This window comes from uncultured Algibacter sp., from assembly GCF_947487575.1.
Lineage (GTDB): Bacteria > Bacteroidota > Bacteroidia > Flavobacteriales > Flavobacteriaceae > Algibacter_B.
The window spans coordinates 441845-458314 of the sequence record NZ_CANKXG010000001.1; the positions used below are offsets into that span (position 1 = coordinate 441845).

Annotated in this window: 17 protein-coding genes; 11 read left to right on the forward strand and 6 right to left on the reverse strand. The window is 30.5% G+C overall.

What is annotated here, in order from left to right:
• Nucleotide 1 precedes the first annotated feature (1 nt).
• From Q0870_RS01935 to Q0870_RS01950, 4 genes are all read left to right on the forward strand, one after another.
• On the forward strand, nt 2–757 hold the full coding sequence (locus Q0870_RS01935; protein WP_298550543.1) for a hypothetical protein: 756 nt from the start codon (nt 2–4) through the stop codon (nt 755–757).
• A gap of 22 nt (nt 758–779) precedes the next feature.
• Nucleotides 780–1469, forward strand: coding sequence for a WecB/TagA/CpsF family glycosyltransferase (locus Q0870_RS01940; protein ID WP_298550545.1), 690 nt, complete (start codon nt 780–782; stop codon nt 1467–1469).
• 74 nt (nt 1470–1543) lie between these two features.
• Nucleotides 1544–2530 carry a UDP-glucuronic acid decarboxylase family protein gene (locus Q0870_RS01945; RefSeq protein ID WP_298550546.1) on the forward strand — a complete coding sequence of 329 codons (987 nt, stop codon included), beginning with the start codon at nt 1544–1546 and terminating at the stop codon, nt 2528–2530.
• The gene (locus Q0870_RS01950; RefSeq protein ID WP_298550547.1) at nt 2531–3883 is read left to right on the forward strand and encodes an undecaprenyl-phosphate glucose phosphotransferase; all 1353 of its coding nucleotides are present in this window, start codon (nt 2531–2533) and stop codon (nt 3881–3883) included.
• Here the strand turns inward: Q0870_RS01950 and Q0870_RS01955 are convergent.
• Genes Q0870_RS01955 through Q0870_RS01965 form a run of 3 tightly spaced genes read right to left on the reverse strand, consistent with a single transcriptional unit; the run spans nt 3880 to nt 7506 of the window.
• A complete protein-coding gene (locus Q0870_RS01955; RefSeq protein ID WP_298550549.1) occupies nt 3880–5043 on the reverse strand; it encodes a glycosyltransferase family 4 protein in 1164 nt (387 codons plus the stop codon). The two genes, Q0870_RS01950 and Q0870_RS01955, sit on opposite strands and share 4 nt — an antisense overlap.
• A gap of 7 nt (nt 5044–5050) precedes the next feature.
• Entirely contained in the window at nt 5051–6136 is a 1086-nt protein-coding gene (wecB, locus tag Q0870_RS01960) for a UDP-N-acetylglucosamine 2-epimerase (non-hydrolyzing) (protein WP_298550550.1), read from the reverse strand.
• A complete protein-coding gene (locus tag Q0870_RS01965; protein ID WP_298550552.1) occupies nt 6133–7506 on the reverse strand; it encodes a phenylacetate--CoA ligase family protein in 1374 nt (457 codons plus the stop codon). Before Q0870_RS01965 ends, wecB begins: the two co-directional genes overlap by 4 nt.
• A gap of 101 nt (nt 7507–7607) precedes the next feature.
• Here Q0870_RS01965 and purD point away from each other — a divergent pair, with 101 nt between their 5' ends.
• Nucleotides 7608–8879 carry a phosphoribosylamine--glycine ligase gene (gene purD, locus Q0870_RS01970; RefSeq protein WP_298550554.1) on the forward strand — a complete coding sequence of 424 codons (1272 nt, stop codon included), beginning with the start codon at nt 7608–7610 and terminating at the stop codon, nt 8877–8879.
• Here purD and Q0870_RS01975 read toward each other — a convergent pair.
• Nucleotides 8874–9101, reverse strand: a complete 228-nt coding sequence (locus Q0870_RS01975; RefSeq protein WP_298550556.1) for a uracil phosphoribosyltransferase — start codon at nt 9099–9101, stop codon at nt 8874–8876. The genes purD and Q0870_RS01975 overlap by 6 nt on opposite strands.
• A 73-nt stretch (nt 9102–9174) precedes the next feature.
• Between Q0870_RS01975 and Q0870_RS01980 the strand changes: the two genes are divergently transcribed.
• Nucleotides 9175–10098 carry a DUF6427 family protein gene (locus Q0870_RS01980; protein ID WP_298550558.1) on the forward strand — a complete coding sequence of 308 codons (924 nt, stop codon included), beginning with the start codon at nt 9175–9177 and terminating at the stop codon, nt 10096–10098.
• Here Q0870_RS01980 and upp read toward each other — a convergent pair.
• Nucleotides 10087–10746: a uracil phosphoribosyltransferase gene (gene upp / locus Q0870_RS01985; RefSeq protein WP_298550560.1), complete on the reverse strand. Its 660-nt coding sequence runs from the start codon at nt 10744–10746 to the stop codon at nt 10087–10089. The genes Q0870_RS01980 and upp overlap by 12 nt on opposite strands.
• A gap of 124 nt (nt 10747–10870) precedes the next feature.
• Here upp and Q0870_RS01990 point away from each other — a divergent pair, with 124 nt between their 5' ends.
• Both Q0870_RS01990 and Q0870_RS01995 read left to right on the forward strand, forming a co-directional pair.
• The gene (locus Q0870_RS01990) at nt 10871–11476 is read left to right on the forward strand and encodes a DUF4254 domain-containing protein (RefSeq protein WP_298550562.1); all 606 of its coding nucleotides are present in this window, start codon (nt 10871–10873) and stop codon (nt 11474–11476) included.
• Between the two features lie 48 nt (nt 11477–11524).
• Nucleotides 11525–12541, forward strand: a complete 1017-nt coding sequence (locus tag Q0870_RS01995; protein ID WP_298550563.1) for a glycosyltransferase family 9 protein — start codon at nt 11525–11527, stop codon at nt 12539–12541.
• 88 nt (nt 12542–12629) lie between these two features.
• Here Q0870_RS01995 and Q0870_RS02000 read toward each other — a convergent pair whose 3' ends face one another.
• Nucleotides 12630–13688 carry a ferredoxin--NADP reductase gene (locus Q0870_RS02000; RefSeq protein ID WP_298550564.1) on the reverse strand — a complete coding sequence of 353 codons (1059 nt, stop codon included), beginning with the start codon at nt 13686–13688 and terminating at the stop codon, nt 12630–12632.
• Between the two features lie 114 nt (nt 13689–13802).
• Here Q0870_RS02000 and Q0870_RS02005 point away from each other — a divergent pair, with 114 nt between their 5' ends.
• The 3 genes from Q0870_RS02005 (at nt 13803) to Q0870_RS02015 (ending at nt 16413) form a co-directional block, all read left to right on the forward strand.
• Nucleotides 13803–14141, forward strand: a complete 339-nt coding sequence (locus tag Q0870_RS02005) for a PadR family transcriptional regulator (RefSeq protein WP_298550566.1) — start codon at nt 13803–13805, stop codon at nt 14139–14141.
• Between the two features lie 86 nt (nt 14142–14227).
• Nucleotides 14228–15706, forward strand: coding sequence for a DUF5687 family protein (locus Q0870_RS02010; RefSeq protein ID WP_298550568.1), 1479 nt, complete (start codon nt 14228–14230; stop codon nt 15704–15706).
• Nucleotides 15707–15717: 11 nt separating this feature from the next.
• Nucleotides 15718–16413 carry an ABC transporter ATP-binding protein gene (locus Q0870_RS02015; protein WP_298550570.1) on the forward strand — a complete coding sequence of 232 codons (696 nt, stop codon included), beginning with the start codon at nt 15718–15720 and terminating at the stop codon, nt 16411–16413.
• Nucleotides 16414–16470: the final 57 nt, after the last annotated feature.

Sequence of the window (16470 nt, forward strand, 5' to 3'; positions counted from 1 at the left end):
AATGATTTTTAACAGTGTGTTAATCATATTGGCAGTAACTTTTGATTTTCAAATTTTTCGCACTTATTTCACGGAAAGATTTGGTTATAATGGATTGTTAGTAACTTCTGCATCAAGCTCATTTATATATGCTATAGCAATTGTTTATATGTTTGCTAAATACAAGAATAACCTATTTAAAAATTGGACTAATTATATAATATTAATAGCAGTTGTTTTTGTGGGAACTAAGGCATTATACTTATTTAGTTTCTGTTTTTTTGGATTTTATTTTTGGGTATATTCTAATATTAATAAGAGAATTCTTGTATTGCTTTTAGTTGCTGTAGTTGTTTTAGTAACATATGTTTTTTTCTTTCAATTTGGTATATTTAATCAAATTAGGGAAGAATATGGTTTAATTTCTTCGTTTTTTTCTTTTAGAGACAGATTATTACTAGAAAGGACAATTCCATATATAACGGAAAACTGGAGTATTTCCAATTATTTATTTGGAGGAATAAATGATTTAAGCACAAAATCTCAAATGGAACTTGTTGACATTTTTTATTATTTCGGGATTCTAGGAGGTCTTTATTATTTATATATTTATTTAAAAGCTTTTTTTACATTTAAACCCAATATAAATATTGTTTTTTTGCTTGGAGTCTTGCTGTTTATTGTATTTTTAGCAGGAAATTTTTTTACATATTCTTCCATTGTAGTTTATTTAGTAATTTTAAGAGAATACCTTAGATTAGATGATCAAAATACTTAATACAAATATTCACAACTTAAATATGAAAGAAACCTTAGAGGTTGTAGATAAAACAATAGCTAAGGGAGTACAATTACACCATGTAGTTGTAAACGCAGGTAAAATAGTAGCAATGCAAACCGATTTACAACTACGACAAAGTGTTAATAGTAGCGACCTCATCAATGCAGATGGTCAGGCCGTAGTATGGGCCTCTAATTTATTAGGAAAACCACTTAAGGAACGCGTAGCTGGAATTGATTTAATGGTTAACCTTGTTCATTTGGCCTATAAAAAGAGCTATAAAATTTTCTTTTTTGGAGCAAAAGAAGATGTAGTTAGAAAAGTAGTTGAAACATATTCAAGTCAATATTCAACAAACATCGTGGCAGGATACCGAAATGGCTATTTTAAAAAAGAGGAAGAAAAAGAAATTGCTAAAGAAATAGCAGATAGTGGCGCCAATATTTTATTTGTAGCGATTAGTTCTCCAACAAAAGAAAACTTTTTGTATGAAAACAAAGAATTACTAAGTCGGGTTAATTTTATTATGGGTGTAGGGGGGAGTTTTGATGTTGTTTCTGGTAAAGTAAAACGAGCCCCAATATGGATGCAGAAAAGCGGATTAGAGTGGTTTTATAGGTTTGCCCAAGAACCAAAGCGAATGTGGAAGCGTTATTTATTTGGGAATATTAAATTCATAACATTAGTACTTAAAGAAAGATTTAAGTGAGTTAATTAATGTTTGTTATAAAATAGGAAGTCGTGCCAAATTTTATATTTAAGCATCACTGTCAATAAATAAATATGAAAAAAATTTTAATTACAGGAGCTGCTGGATTCTTAGGCTCGCACCTCTGTGATAGGTTTATAAAAGAAGGCTACCATGTTGTTGCTATGGATAATTTCATCACTGGTGATAAAAAGAATATCGAGCATTTAATAGGCTTAGAAAATTTTGAATTTGTAGCTCATGATGTAACTAACTTTATAGAACTTAGAGGCAATTTAGATTATATTTTACACTTTGCATCACCAGCAAGCCCTATTGATTATTTAAAAATTCCCATTCAAACACTAAAAGTTGGAGCTTTAGGAACGCATAATTTATTAGGGCTAGCAAAAGCTAAAAATGCAAGAATGCTTATTGCTTCGACCTCAGAAGTTTATGGGGACCCTTTAGTACATCCACAATCTGAGGATTATTATGGCAATGTAAATACTATTGGTCCAAGAGGTGTTTATGATGAGGCAAAACGCTTTCAAGAATCCATCACTATGGCGTATCATAGATTTCATGGGTTAGAAACTAGAATTGTACGTATATTTAATACATATGGCCCAAGAATGAGGCTTAACGATGGAAGAGTGATTCCTGCCTTTATAGGTCAAGCACTTAGAGGGGAAGATTTAACGGTTTTTGGAGAAGGATTACAAACGCGATCATTTTGCTATGTTGATGATCAGGTAGAAGGTATTTATAGGTTATTATTAAGTGATTATTCTTACCCCATAAATATTGGTAATCCACATGAAATAACAATTAAAGAATTTGCTGAAGAAATTATAAAGTTAACAGGAACAAATCAAAAGATAATTTATAAAGCATTACCTCAAGATGATCCGTTACAAAGACAGCCAGACATTACATTAGCAAAAAAAATACTAAATTGGGAACCAAAAATTAGTAGAGAAGAAGGGATGAAGATAACTTATGATTATTTTAAATCTTTATCCGAGGACGAATTATATAAAAGCGCGCATAAAAATTTTAAAGAACATATAAAAAAATAAGTGGACTACAAAAAAGGAAGGTATTCTAGCTTAATAAAACCGATTTTTGGGTTTATTGACTTAGTCATAATAAATATGGCCGTGTTTTATTTTGAAATAAATTTAAAAAATGTTTATGTTTTTTGTTTATATATATCTGTTTCCTGGATAATTATTGCTGTTAAAAATCATTTTTACGAAGTACAAAGACACACGAGATTAATTCAAATAGCCCCTCTCTTATTTAGGCAAATCGTTTTTTTTACAATTGCACTTTATGCCTTTATTGGGTTTTTCAAACAGCCTAGCGTTAGTAGGTTATCTCTAGGAAATTATTTGTTATTAGTTTTTATATTAATTTGTGTATTTAAGTTTTTAACAATTTTTTTATTAAAAAAATACAGAACAGTTTTAAGAGGTAATATTAGAAAGGTTATTGTAATCGGTAATAATGATAAAGCAAGGCAGTTAATAAAAACATTCAATAAAAGATTGGATTTTGGTTATAAATTTGAGGCTGAATTTAGTTTAAAAGACAAAGAGTTTTCTTTAGAAAATTGTTTCGATTATGTAATCGAAAACAATATAGATGAAATTTATTTTTCAGTTGCCGAACTATCAAATAAACAAATAAACAAATTAATAGATTTTGCTGATAATAATCTTCGCGAGCTTAAATTTATTCCAGATAACAAAGATATTTATTCCAAAAAACTTAAATACGAATATTATGATTATATCCCGATTTTATCTTTAAGAGCGATTCCTCTTCAAGAATCAGTAAATAAATTTGTTAAAAGACTTTTTGATATATTATTTTCTTTATTCATTATCGTTTTTATTCTATCATGGTTAACTCCTATTTTAGCAATATTTATTAAGCTAGAGTCTAAAGGCCCTGTGTTTTTTAAACAATCTAGAAACGGTTTTAATTATCAAGAGTTTGATTGTTATAAGTTTAGGTCAATGACTCCTAATAAAAATGCACACTTGCTACAAGCTACAAAAGGCGATTTAAGAATAACCAAAATAGGAGCTTTGATTAGAAAAACAAGTATAGATGAATTACCACAATTTTTTAATGTGTTATTTGGTGATATGTCTGTTGTTGGACCAAGACCTCATATGGTAAGTCATACTAATATGTACGCTCAGAGAATAGATAAATTTATGGTTAGACATTTTGTGAAACCAGGTATTACTGGATTAGCCCAAGTAAGTGGTTTTAGGGGTGAAGTTGAGACTGATAAAGATATTATTAATCGTGTGAAATATGATATTTTTTATATTGAAAACTGGTCTCTACTATTGGATGTTAAAATAGCTGTTCAAACACTTACTAATGCAATAAAGGGTGAAGAAAAGGCTTATTAAATAAAATTAACAAGTTTGTTTAATTGACTATTAAAATCAAAATTTTCAAAAGCAATTTCTTGTATTTTAATTCTTTTTTCTGATTCTAAATTTAAAGTTTCCAATTTTGAAATAACGTTGTTTAAATCGTTATAATCGCTAGATTGAGCAACCCAACCTAATTTATATTCGTTAATAATATGTTCACCTTCGCCACCACCAAAGTATAACATAGGAAGGCCTAGACGCGCATATTCAAATATTTTAGAAGGCACTGAACCATAAATTCTATTGAGTAAAGGAATTATTGTGAAATCGTATTTTGTAATTACTCGGTGCAATTCTTCCCGAGAAACTTCTCCGTGATATATAACATCTAGTTCTGTTCTGGTTTTAATAAGGTTTTCAAGAGCATGTTGTTCTGCTCCAGAGCCATAAATATGAAATTGAATTCTGGTATAATCTAAGTTCTTACAAAGTTTTAAAATACCTTGAGCTATACCTAATAAACCCGCATAAACCATTTTTAGCTTTTCTGATGGATTTATTTCATGATTAGGTATAGGAACTTCAAAATCTGGATAATTTCGATACAAAAATGTATTCTTTTCTGGAAAAAGTAATTTTACATGCGTTATTATTTCTTCACTTTGCCCCAAAACTAAATCAGCATGTTTATAATTAAACCGTTCTACCTTTTCAAGGAGTTTATAACTGAAATTCTTTTTAAAAGCGCCTAATTCTAATCCTGCTAGTGGCCATAAGTCACTCACATTTAAAATCACTTTTCTTTTTTTTGACCTAAGAAAAAATACAGATGTAAAAGCAACTAATAGTGGAGGTGATTGGATGATAACTGTTTTTGGGATTTTATTCCAAATAAAAAACCATATCAAACTGAAACTATATGATATCATGGCAATTAATCTCAATAACTTATTCTTGGAGTTACTGGCGTAAATCCATAACCGATGAATAGTTATTTTGTTTTCATAAGAAGTGCGTTTAAATCGACCTCTAAAGCCTTCAAAAATCTGGCCTTTAGGATAATTTGGTAAAGGTGTTAAAATGGAAACCTTAAAGTCATGTTTTTGCAATCCTTCAGCTAAATGAAAAATACGATTTGATGCAGCACCAGTTTCAGGGGGAAAATAATTGGTTATAATAAGGACATCTTTCATGTTAATTTTAAATAGATGCTAAAAGATGAACAATTCTTTTTGCAGCTTTTCCATCCCATAACTCAGGAATTTCACCTTGTTTCCAAGTTCCTGAGAGTAAAATATTAAAAGCACTATTAATTTTTTCGGGATTACTTCCTACCAAAATATTAGTTCCAATATCACAAGTTTCTGGGCGTTCGGTATTTTCTCTTAAAGTGATGCAGGGTACATTCATAACTGTTGTTTCTTCAGTAATACCACCGGAATCTGTAATTACTGCTAATGCATGCTTTACTAAACAATTAAACTCTAAATAGCCCAAAGGGTTTACATAATGCAGGTTTTCAAATTCTAATTTCAAACCGCTTAAAAGCCTCTTAGTTCTTGGATGAACGGGGAAAATAATAGGATAGTCTTTGCCTAAAGTAACAATTTGAGTAATTAATGTTTTTAATTGTTCCTCTTCATCTACATTACTTGGTCTATGGAGCGTCATAACCATGTACTTTTTCTTAGATAAGTTTAAATCATCCCAAAGCGATGGTTTTTTTAATCTATTTTCATTTTTAAGTAAGGTGTCAATCATCACGTTTCCAACAAAAAAGATTTTGGATTTTGAGACACCTAGTTTTATTAAATTGTTAACAGCATTGGTTGTAGTAGTGAAAAAATAATCAGTTAAACTATCAGTAACAATTCTATTAATCTCTTCAGGCATTTTCATATCTCCAGAACGAATTCCAGCTTCGACATGTGCCACTTTAATTTGTGCTTTTTTAGCAACTATTGTACAAGCCATTGTTGAGGTTACATCACCTACAACCATTATCAAATCGCAAGGGTTTTGTTTTAATTCATTTTCAAAACCAATCATTATCGCAGCAGTTTGTTCTGCTTGCGTACCACTTTTTACTTCTAAATTCCTATCAGGAAGCGGTATGTTTAATTCTTCAAAAAAAGTGCCACTTAAATTTTTGTCGTAATGCTGACCAGTATGCACCAATCTATAATTAATATTAAAACCCTCCTTTTTCTTTTCAAGAATAGCTTCAATAATAGGAGCAATTTTCATGAAATTTGGTCTTGCACCAGCAACTATAGTAATATTCATGTATTTTGGTTTAAGTAGGATGTAAACTGCTTCAATTTACCACTTTTTGAACGAATTAATTGATCTTGTTTCTCAAAGCTAATTTGTAACCCTTTTTCAAGATATGTTTCCATTTCAGTTATAATCATTTTCATTTTTTCTTCAGAAAGCAATTCAGAACTTACATAGATAACTTTGAATGTATTTATATTAAGTTGCTCAATTACAAACTCCTTTACGTTTCCATTATCTTCAATAATACTTTTCGTAATGTAATAAAAGGTTAATCCAGCAGCTTTTTTTCCGCTTGGTAAAATAGCAATATCATTAGTTCGACCAATTATCTTTTCAAGAATAGGTGTTTTAAGCGTACTTTCTTTTGAAAGCATTCCTATGTCACCAATATCATATCTAATAAATGGATGTGCTTTGTTATAAAGCGAAGTGATTACGATGCGCCCTTCTTCACCGTAAGGTAAAACCGAGTTATTTTCATCTAAAATTTCAACAAATAAGCTTTCGCTATTTACCTGCCAATGTCCAGAGGGGTTTTCAAAAGCAATTAAATCCAATTCAGAAGCGCCATATTCATTAACAACAGGAATACCAAATTGTGTTTCCATGAGTTTTTTATCATCTTCAAAAAGCATTTCAGAAGTTACAATACAAGCATTTAGGGATGGGCAAATAGCTTTAAGAACTAGGTTTTTTTTCTGAAGAAATTTAGCAAATTGCACAATAGAACTTGTATAACCATTAATATAATCAAATGGCGTTGATTGAAATTTCTTTAGATGTTTTTCAAAAGCTGAATCACTCAAATCGAAAACAGAAAATCGAAATCGACTACTCAATTTATCTTTTAAACGTTCTTTATAATAGCCTTTCTTATCTAAAGGAATACCATAAAAACGCGCTTGCTTAGAGGTGTTAAAACCTAAATTATACCATCCAAATCGGTTTTGTATGATTGCCCAAGTTAAGGCATGACTAAATTTATCTTTAGCAAAAATAAAAGGGTCACCCGAAGAACCAGAGGTTTTATTAACGTATACGTTTTTTTCTAAGAACCCTTTTGAAAGTCTATTTGAAAGTGGTTTCTGCAAATCTTTTTTTGTCATTACTGGAATAGAATTCCAATCATCAAGATTAACTCCTTTTGCAAATGATTTGTAAAAGGAATTGTTTTCTAAATGATAAGCAACAATGTTCTTTTTTATGTTTTCAATATAACTTTCAAATTCATTTTCATCTTTATTTTGAATAGTCTTCAACACACGACTGGCTTCCTTAATAGGAAAACCATTCAATTGCAATGAAAAATCGAATAAATTCACTTTAATAGATATAATTTGTAAAGTAAATAAAAAATATTCGTGTATTAGGAGCATTAATTTTATTTTTGCGGAAACTATAAAGTAGCTTTTAATGCATAGCATTAAAAAACACTAATTTGTCATTCCCGTGAAGACGGGAAACTAAAACGAAATACATGAATATTTTAATACTTGGTTCTGGAGGAAGAGAACACACTTTTGCTTGGAAAATTGCTCAAAGCTCAAAATGCGAAAACCTTTTTGTAGCACCAGGAAATTCTGGAACTGCGCAGGTAGCAACAAACGTAAATATAGGCGTAACTGATTTTCCTGCTATTAAAGAATTGGTATTAAAAAATAGCATTGATATGGTTGTTGTTGGTCCTGAAGACCCTTTAGTGCAAGGTGTTCATGACTTCTTTTTAAATGATGATGCCATTAAGTATGTGTCAGTTATTGGGCCACAAAAAGCAGCAGCTGAGTTAGAGGGTAGTAAAGAATTTGCAAAAGAGTTTTTATACCGTCACAACATTCCAACGGCAGCTTATGAAAGTTTCACAAAAGAAACCGTAGATAAAGGTTATGATTTTTTAGAGACTTTAAATCCACCTTATGTTTTAAAAGCGGATGGATTAGCGGCAGGTAAAGGCGTTGTTATTTTAAATGATATAAATGAAGCAAAAGCAGAACTAAAAAGTATGCTTGTTGATGCTAAATTTGGTGAGGCTAGTACCAAAGTAGTTATAGAAGAGTTTTTAGACGGTATTGAGTTAAGCTGTTTTGTCTTGACCGATGGTAAAAATTACAAAATTTTACCAACTGCAAAAGATTATAAACGTATCGGCGAAGGCGATACAGGTTTAAATACAGGTGGGATGGGAGCTATTTCTCCAGTGCCTTTTGCTACAGATGAATTTTTGAATAAGATTGAAGAGCGTATTGTAAAGCCTACAATAAGCGGTTTTAAGAAAGATAATTTGCCTTATGTTGGTTTTGTATTTATTGGGCTTATTAAAGTTGGAGACGATCCTAAAGTGATTGAATACAACGTTCGAATGGGTGATCCAGAAACAGAGGTTGTTTTACCAAGATTAAAAAATGATTTTGTTGAAATTCTTGAAGCAATGGGTAATGGAACGTTAGATAAAATCAATATTGAAATTGATGAACGTGCTGCTACAACCATTATGACAGTTTCTGGTGGTTATCCTGAGGCGTATGAAAAAGGAAAAGAAATTACTGGAGTCGATACTATCAAAGATTCCATTCCATTTCATGCTGGAGCACAGTTAAAAGATGGTAAAATTGTTACTTCTGGAGGACGTGTTATGGCTATAACATCTTACGGGGATACGTATCAAGAGGCCATAAAAAAATCTTACCAAAGCATAGATAAACTAAACTTTGATAAGATGTATTATCGTAAAGATATTGGATTCGATTTATAGAAACGAGTGCGAAGAAATACTTTTGTCTTCTTCGTTATTGTTATCAAATATTCTAAGTTGTAGCATCCAGTAAACCATAGCTACAAATCCAACAAGCATAAAAATCCAAGAAATAGTGTTTGCTCCAAACCAACTTTCAAGCTCTAAAGCTCTTAAGGCGTCAAAGGGTGCAAAAATAACATCTACAAATAAATCTTGTATTGCGTAAAAGAAATCTTTCATTTTGTGTTTATTTAATAGTCACCAACTATTTTATAGTTAGTATATTTACAAGGCAAAAATACAAAAACAGTTAATGATAACAAGCTTTTTTAATAAATCTAGGCCATTATATTTTACGCTTGTATTTTTTATTGCGCTTTTAGCGTTCATAATCGCTAGAATTGGAATATCAAATGAGGTATTAAATTTTGATTTTATTTTAAAACAAATAATATTCTTGCTAATTGTTTTTGGTTCAATTTTACTGTTAAATTTTATTGTTAACAAGAACAATTTAACCAATAAGAATAATTATGAGATTTTATTGTTTAGTCTTTTTTTGTTATTCATAACTCAAACTACTAGCGATTCAAACGTTTTGTTATCTAACTTTTTTGTTTTACTCGGATTACGAAGAATTGTTAGTTTAAGGTCTCCTAAAAACACGAAGAAAAAACTTTTTGATGCTGCTTTTTGGATTGCTATAGCGGCATTGTTCTATTTTTGGGCTATCTTATTTTTTGTTTTAATAATTGTATCACTCATTTTATATACAGATTATAATATCAGACATTGGATTATTCCTTTTTTAGCAGTGTTATCTGTTTTTGTAATTTGTTCCTGCGTTTCAGTAGTTTTATATGATAGCTTTTTTGTAATATTTAATTTGTCTCCCGAAATTAGTTACGACTTTAGTAATTATAACTCCGTTTCATATTTAATTTCTATAACAGTTTTATTGTCTTTTGGTATTTGGTCTTCAATTTATTATTTGCAAAACATAAAAAAGAAAAAAAAAGCGTTTAGAGTATCTTTTAAGACTATTATTTTAGCTGCTATAATTGGTTTTTTTATAGTCGTACAAGCGCCTAATAAAAATGGAAGCGAATTTTTATTTCTCTTTGCTCCATTAGCTATAATCGTTGCTAATTATATTGATATTATTCAAGAGAAATGGTTTAAAGAAATCTTTTTAGGGGTATTAATTGTTATTCCTTTTATATTATTATTGTTGTAATTTTTCGCCAAAAGCTAAATCACCAGCATCTCCAAGCCCAGGAACAATATAACCTTTATCATTCAGAATTTCATCAATAGTCGCAATCCATAAATGCGTATTATCATCAAAATTTTGTTGAATAAAATCTATACCTTTTTGAGAACCAATAACACTAATTAAATGGATTTCTTTAGGTGTTCCAAAAGGTTTCAAAGCTTCAAAAGTGGCAATCATCGATTGTCCCGTTGCTAACATGGGGTCGGCCAAAACAAGAGTTTTTCCTTCTAAATTCGGACAAGCTAAATACTCTACAATAATTTCAAAACTTTCTGGATTATGTTTATGGTGTCTATATGCTGAAATAAAAGCATTTTCAGCGGTATCAAAATAGTTTAATAATCCATTATGTAATGGTACACCAGCTCTTAAAATAGAGCAAAGGACAATATCATTTTCGGGCAAATTAATTTCAGATGTTCCTAAAGGTGTTTTTATTGATTCAGGTTTATAATTTAAATTCTTACTCATTTCATAGCCTAATATTTCGCCTATACGTTCAATATTTCTTCTGAATCGCATACTGTCTTTTTGAATATTAACATGTCTAATTTCAGATAGAAAATTGTTCAAAATGGAATTTTGAAGTGATAAATTATGAATCTTCATGGGTTATCGTCTAAATTATGATAGTAAAGTTAATGAAACCCAAGTAATATATATTCTCAATCAATTTGAAGTTAAAAATTCTTATATAAATTGCGTAGTTTTGTACTTGAAAAAAACGGTAGATATGTTCACTAGTAAAGCTAACAAGATATTTCAAGATGTTATTGCAAAATACCACATCATTAACACTGTAGATCAACCTTTTAAAAATGAGTATCCAAAAAGTGATTTGTTAGAGCATTTATTGTACAGAAAATGTTGGATTGACACGGTACAATGGCATTATGAAGATATTATTCGAGACCCACAAATTAATCCTGTTGCTGCATTAACACTAAAACGTAAAATTGATGCTTCAAACCAAGATAGAACTGATATGGTTGAGTATATTGACAGCTATTTTTTAGAACAATATAAAGATGTTTCAGTAAAAGCAGATGCGACTATAAATACTGAAAGTCCTGCTTGGGGCGTAGATAGATTATCTATTTTAGCTTTAAAAGTATATCATATGAATGAGGAAGCAACTCGTAATGACGCTTCCGCGGAACATAAAGCAGCTTGCCAGAAAAAGTTAGATATTTTATTAGAGCAGCGTGTTGATTTATCAACGGCTATTGATACGCTTTTAAGTGATATTGAAAAAGGAGATAAATACATGAAGGTTTACAAGCAGATGAAGATGTATAATGATGATGAACTAAACCCAGTATTACGTTCTCAAAAATAACTATTTGTCATCCTGAACTTGTTTCAGGATCTCATCATCATCTTTGAGATGTCAAAACAAAAACACATTCTAGTAATACGCCTCTCAGCTATGGGAGATGTAGCTATGATGGTTCCTGTTTTACGGGCATTTATCCAACAACATCCAAATGTTTATATTACTGTTTTAACTAGAGGTTTTTTTAAGCCATTTTTTAAAGATATAGAAAATGTTGAGGTATTTGAAGCAGATATAAAAGGAAAACATAAAGGTGTTTTTGGTCTGTATAAATTGTCTAAATCACTTAATAAAAAGCAGTTTTATATTGTCGCAGATTTACACAATGTACTAAGAAGTAAAATATTAAAGAGTTTCATTTCAAATAAGCGTTTCCTTTCTATTAACAAAGGTAGAAAAGAGAAAAAACTATTAATTTCTGGTAAAGAATTCAAACAACTTAAAACAACACATCAACGATATGCTGATGTTTTTAGAGGGTTAGGTTATGAGGTAGATTTATCAAAACCCAATTTTCCTGAAAAAGCTGATTTAAGCAATAAACTTCAAAAGTTATTAGGCAATCAGTCCTCAAAACGTATCGGAATTGCACCTTTTGCAGCACATGAAGGAAAGATGTATCCTTTAAGTTTAATGAAAGCGGTGATTGAAGTGTTATCTAAAGAATATCAAATTATCTTATTTGGAGGCGGTAAATATGAATCTGAAATTTTAGATGAATATGAAAATAGCTTTGACAATATTATAAACTTAGCCGGAAAATTATCTTTAGATGAAGAATTAGATGTTATTTCAAATTTAGAAGCGATGCTTTCTATGGACTCAGGAAATGCTCATATTGCAGCCATGTTAGGTATAAAAGTGATTACTATTTGGGGTGTAACACATCCTTTTGCTGGTTTTACACCGTTTAATCAACCTGAAGATTATGCGTTGGTTGCAGATAGGGATAAGTTTCCATTAGTGCCAACTTCAGTTTACGGTAATAAATATCCAGAAAACTATAAAGAAGCTTCGAGTAGTATTACTCCAGAAGTTGTAGTTGAAAAAATTAAATCTATAATTTAGAATACTTGTCATTCCTGCTAAGGCAGGAATCCACTTTTAAGTTATTTCATATTTAATAAAAAGAGTCCTACCTTAGCAGGAATAACAATTAAACATCATCGTAGTCAACAGCAATAGTAGGTGTTGTTGGATGCGCTTGACATGTTAAAATTAAACCTTCAGCAACCTCACTTTCAGTAAGTATATTGTTTTGCCTCATAGTAGCTTCACCTTCTGTAACTTTAGCTAAACAACTACTACAAATCCCGCCTTGACAAGAATACGGAGCGTCTAAATCTTCATCTAAAGCAGCCTCAAGAATGGTTTGTTTTTGAGACATTTCAAAAGTTGAAGTTTCATCATCAACTGTAAGTGTTATTTTAGTACTTCCAGATGCAACATTTTCCTCAGCTTTAACTTCAGTAGGTTTTGCTGCTTTAAATAATTCGAAATGAATTTTATTTTCATCAATATCATGACCAGTTAAAACATCCTTAACAGTAAGAATCATAGCTTCAGGTCCACAAAGGTAAAAGGCGTCTACTTCAATATGTTTGTGCTTATTTTTCATCACATAATTAACCGTGCTTTTTTCAATTCTACCAAAAATAGAATCATCTTCATCCTGCTGGCTAAAAACAAATTGAATTGAAAAACGATCTTTATATGCATGTTGCAATTCCAACAGTTCATTTAAAAACATCGTGTCTTTGGTTGTTTTATTACCATAAACCAAAATCACTTTACTATGAACTTCTTCCTCTAAAGCACATTTAATAATACCTAAAATAGGCGTTATGCCGCTACCAGCAGCAAAAAGCGCTATGTTTTTTGTTTTTGAATCGTTTGGTTCAAAAGTAAAGCGGCCTTTAGGTGGTGCTACTTCAATGGTGTCACCAACTTTTAATGTATTATTTGCATAAGCAGAAAAAGTACCATCTTTAACTTCCTTTACAGCAACTTTTAAATGGCCACTTTTAGGTGATACACAAAGTGAATAATCTCGCCGAATTTCATTGCCGTCAATTTCAGTTTTTAGAGTAATGTATTGTCCTGCTTGAAACGCAAAAATGTCTTTAAGATTTTCAGGGAGGTTAAAAGCAATACTAATAGCTTTATCTGTTTCTCTTTTTATATTTTTTACTGAAAGTTTATGGAATGATGACATATAGATTAATTTTCAACAAAAATAGTGAAGCCAATAAAAAAATCTCGTTTTTTTCGATAAAAAGTAATACATAGAATTTATATGCATAAATAAATTATGTACATTTGTTTATCGATGAAAAGCACAAACTTATATAAAGGGAGTCTAGTCACCATTATTTTAAAGCTTTTAAACGAGCATGATAAAATGTATGGCTATGAGATAACCCAAAAGGTAAAAGAAATTACAAAAAACGAGCTTCAGTTAACAGAAGGCGCTTTATATCCTGCATTGCATAAACTAGAAGCCCAAGGTTTGTTAGATGTTGAGGCTTCTAAAGTAGGAAATAGAGTCCGTAAATATTATAAATTGACAGAAGCTGGCACAAAAGAAACAGTAGAAAAACTCGCAGAATTGGAAAGTTATATTAGGAACATGCGAGCCTTGGTAAACCCTAAATTTAGGAATGAATAGTGTAAAATTAAAAATATAAGATTAAAAGAGTGTAACAATTTTAAGTTTTGGAATACTTACTTTTAAGAAAACTAAAACCACCAAAAATGATAAAACGATTTTTAAGTTTAGAATGGAAGGCCTTTTTTAGGTCTGCTAGTTTTGGAAAAAGTTTGGGTATTAAAATATTTATGGGGTTTTTAAGCTTATATTTTATTGCTATGTTTCTAGCAATGGGAGTTGGGTTGTATCCAGTGTTAAAAAAAACTTTCCCTGAAAAAGACCCACTTATACTGGTTAACAGTATGTTGTTCTTTTGGATTATAGGCGATTTGGTTTTTCGTTTTTTCTTCCAAAAACTACCAGTAATGAGCGTTAAGCCATTACTTACTTTACCAGTAAAAAGAAGTAAGGTTGTAAATTATGTTTTAGGAAAATCGGCAGTATCGTTTTTTAATTATGTGTCATTATTTGCCATTATCCCGTTTGGTATTACGCTTATCACCAAAGATTATCCAGTTACAAATGTTTTAATTTGGATGCTTGCATTGATTATTGTGGTTTTAATCATAAACTTCTTAAATTTTATAATAGAAAGTTTTTCAGCAGAAAAAGAATTATCCTTTTTACCAATAGTAGTGGTTGCGGGAGGATTGTATGCTTTAAATCATTTTGATGTCATCTCTTTTAACGATATTATTGGCAGTGCTTTCAATGCAATATACGATAGTCCTATTTTAATTGTAGTCCCTTTATTAATTCTCATAGTTTGCTATATTATAAACTTTAAATTATTAAAGCAAAAACTGTTTTTAGATAGTGGTTTAAAAACAAAAATTAAAGAAGTTAATGCTTCAAATTTAGAATGGACAAAGAATTTTGGAGATATAGCACCTTTTATGCAGTTAGATTTAAAGTTGATTTGGCGTAATAAGCGTACAAAGTCTTCAGTTTGGATGATAGCAATGGGTTTGCTTTATGGGTTGTTTATTTATACAAATCCGCAATTTAAAACTATGACACCATTTTATGTTTTTGTGGGTGTATTTTCAACAGGAATCTTCTTGATGAATTTCGGGCAGTTTATACCAGCTTGGGATAGTAGTTATTATAAACTACTCATGAGTCAAAATCTTAAATACGAACAATACTTAAAGTCAAAATTTACATTAATGGCTGTAAGTGTATTGATTATGTTTGTCTTAGGAATTCCTTATGTGTTCTTTGGATGGAAAGTTTTATTTGCTCATTTTGCAGCAGCCATTTATAATATTGGTGTTAATACTCATGTTATATTGTTAGGAGGTTCTTATAACAGAAAAAAAATTGATTTAGACAAAAAAGCAGCATTTAATTATCAAGGTACAGGAGCAGTGCAATGGTTAATTGGTATCCCGTTATTGCTTTTACCTATGGGGTTATTTGCAGCATTTTACTTTCTAATAGGTTTCGAAATAGCATGTTTGGTATTAATTATTCTTGGAGTAGTAGGCATTGTATTCCATCAAAAATTAATGAAAACAATTACACAGAAATATTTAGATTCAAAATATAAAATGATTGATGCGTTCGATCACGATAACTAAACAACAACATCATGATAACAACTTCTAATTTATCAAAAAAATACAACGCAAATCAAGTTTTAAACATTAAAAACCTTGAAATTCCTAAAGGGCAAAGTTTTGGTTTAGTTGGTAATAATGGGGCTGGAAAGACGACGTATTTCAGTTTGCTTTTAGATCTAATTCAACCTACAACAGGACATATTGAAAGCCATGATGTACAAGTAAACAAAAGTGAAGATTGGAAACCTTTTACATCCGCATTTATTGATGAAAGCTTTTTAATAGGATATTTAACTCCCGAAGAGTATTTCTATTTTATTGGCGAATTACGAGGGCAAAATAAAGCTGATGTTGATTCTCTTGTGTCTCAATTCGAAGATTTTTTTCATGACGAAATATTAGGGCAAAAAAAGTATTTACGTGATTTAAGTAAGGGGAATCAGAAAAAGGCAGGCATCGTTGCCGCCCTAATAGGCGATCCCGAAGTTATTATTTTAGATGAACCTTTTGCAAATTTAGACCCGACAACTCAAATAAGACTTAAAAGTATTATTAAAGAGTTGGCTGAAAAACAAGATATTACGGTATTAATTTCAAGTCATGATTTAATGCATGTTACAGATGTTTGTGAGCGAATTGTTGTTTTAGAAAAAGGAGAGGTCGTTAAAGATTTGGTTACTAGCGCTGCAACCTTAAAAGAACTAGAAGCACATTTTGCTAACTAATCCATTTGTTTAAAAGTCGTTACATTATTTAGGTAAATACAAAAAGATGCTTATTTT

What these genes read in the sequence shown, in the direction of transcription:
- Q0870_RS01935 (WP_298550543.1), top strand. Translation starts at nt 2, where the DNA reads ATGATTTTTAACAGTGTGTTAATCATATTGGCAGTAACTTTTGATTTT.
- Q0870_RS01940 (WP_298550545.1), top strand. Translation starts at nt 780, where the DNA reads ATGAAAGAAACCTTAGAGGTTGTAGATAAAACAATAGCTAAGGGAGTA.
- Q0870_RS01945 (WP_298550546.1), top strand. Translation starts at nt 1,544, where the DNA reads ATGAAAAAAATTTTAATTACAGGAGCTGCTGGATTCTTAGGCTCGCAC.
- Q0870_RS01955 (WP_298550549.1), bottom strand. Translation starts at nt 5,043, where the DNA reads ATGAAAGATGTCCTTATTATAACCAATTATTTTCCCCCTGAAACTGGT.
- wecB (WP_298550550.1), bottom strand. Translation starts at nt 6,136, where the DNA reads ATGAATATTACTATAGTTGCTGGTGCAAGACCAAATTTCATGAAAATT.
- Q0870_RS01965 (WP_298550552.1), bottom strand. Translation starts at nt 7,506, where the DNA reads ATGCTCCTAATACACGAATATTTTTTATTTACTTTACAAATTATATCT.
- purD (WP_298550554.1), top strand. Translation starts at nt 7,608, where the DNA reads ATGAATATTTTAATACTTGGTTCTGGAGGAAGAGAACACACTTTTGCT.
- Q0870_RS01975 (WP_298550556.1), bottom strand. Translation starts at nt 9,101, where the DNA reads ATGAAAGATTTCTTTTACGCAATACAAGATTTATTTGTAGATGTTATT.
- Q0870_RS01980 (WP_298550558.1), top strand. Translation starts at nt 9,175, where the DNA reads ATGATAACAAGCTTTTTTAATAAATCTAGGCCATTATATTTTACGCTT.
- upp (WP_298550560.1), bottom strand. Translation starts at nt 10,746, where the DNA reads ATGAAGATTCATAATTTATCACTTCAAAATTCCATTTTGAACAATTTT.
- Q0870_RS01990 (WP_298550562.1), top strand. Translation starts at nt 10,871, where the DNA reads ATGTTCACTAGTAAAGCTAACAAGATATTTCAAGATGTTATTGCAAAA.
- Q0870_RS01995 (WP_298550563.1), top strand. Translation starts at nt 11,525, where the DNA reads ATGTCAAAACAAAAACACATTCTAGTAATACGCCTCTCAGCTATGGGA.
- Q0870_RS02000 (WP_298550564.1), bottom strand. Translation starts at nt 13,688, where the DNA reads ATGTCATCATTCCATAAACTTTCAGTAAAAAATATAAAAAGAGAAACA.
- Q0870_RS02005 (WP_298550566.1), top strand. Translation starts at nt 13,803, where the DNA reads ATGAAAAGCACAAACTTATATAAAGGGAGTCTAGTCACCATTATTTTA.
- Q0870_RS02010 (WP_298550568.1), top strand. Translation starts at nt 14,228, where the DNA reads ATGATAAAACGATTTTTAAGTTTAGAATGGAAGGCCTTTTTTAGGTCT.
- Q0870_RS02015 (WP_298550570.1), top strand. Translation starts at nt 15,718, where the DNA reads ATGATAACAACTTCTAATTTATCAAAAAAATACAACGCAAATCAAGTT.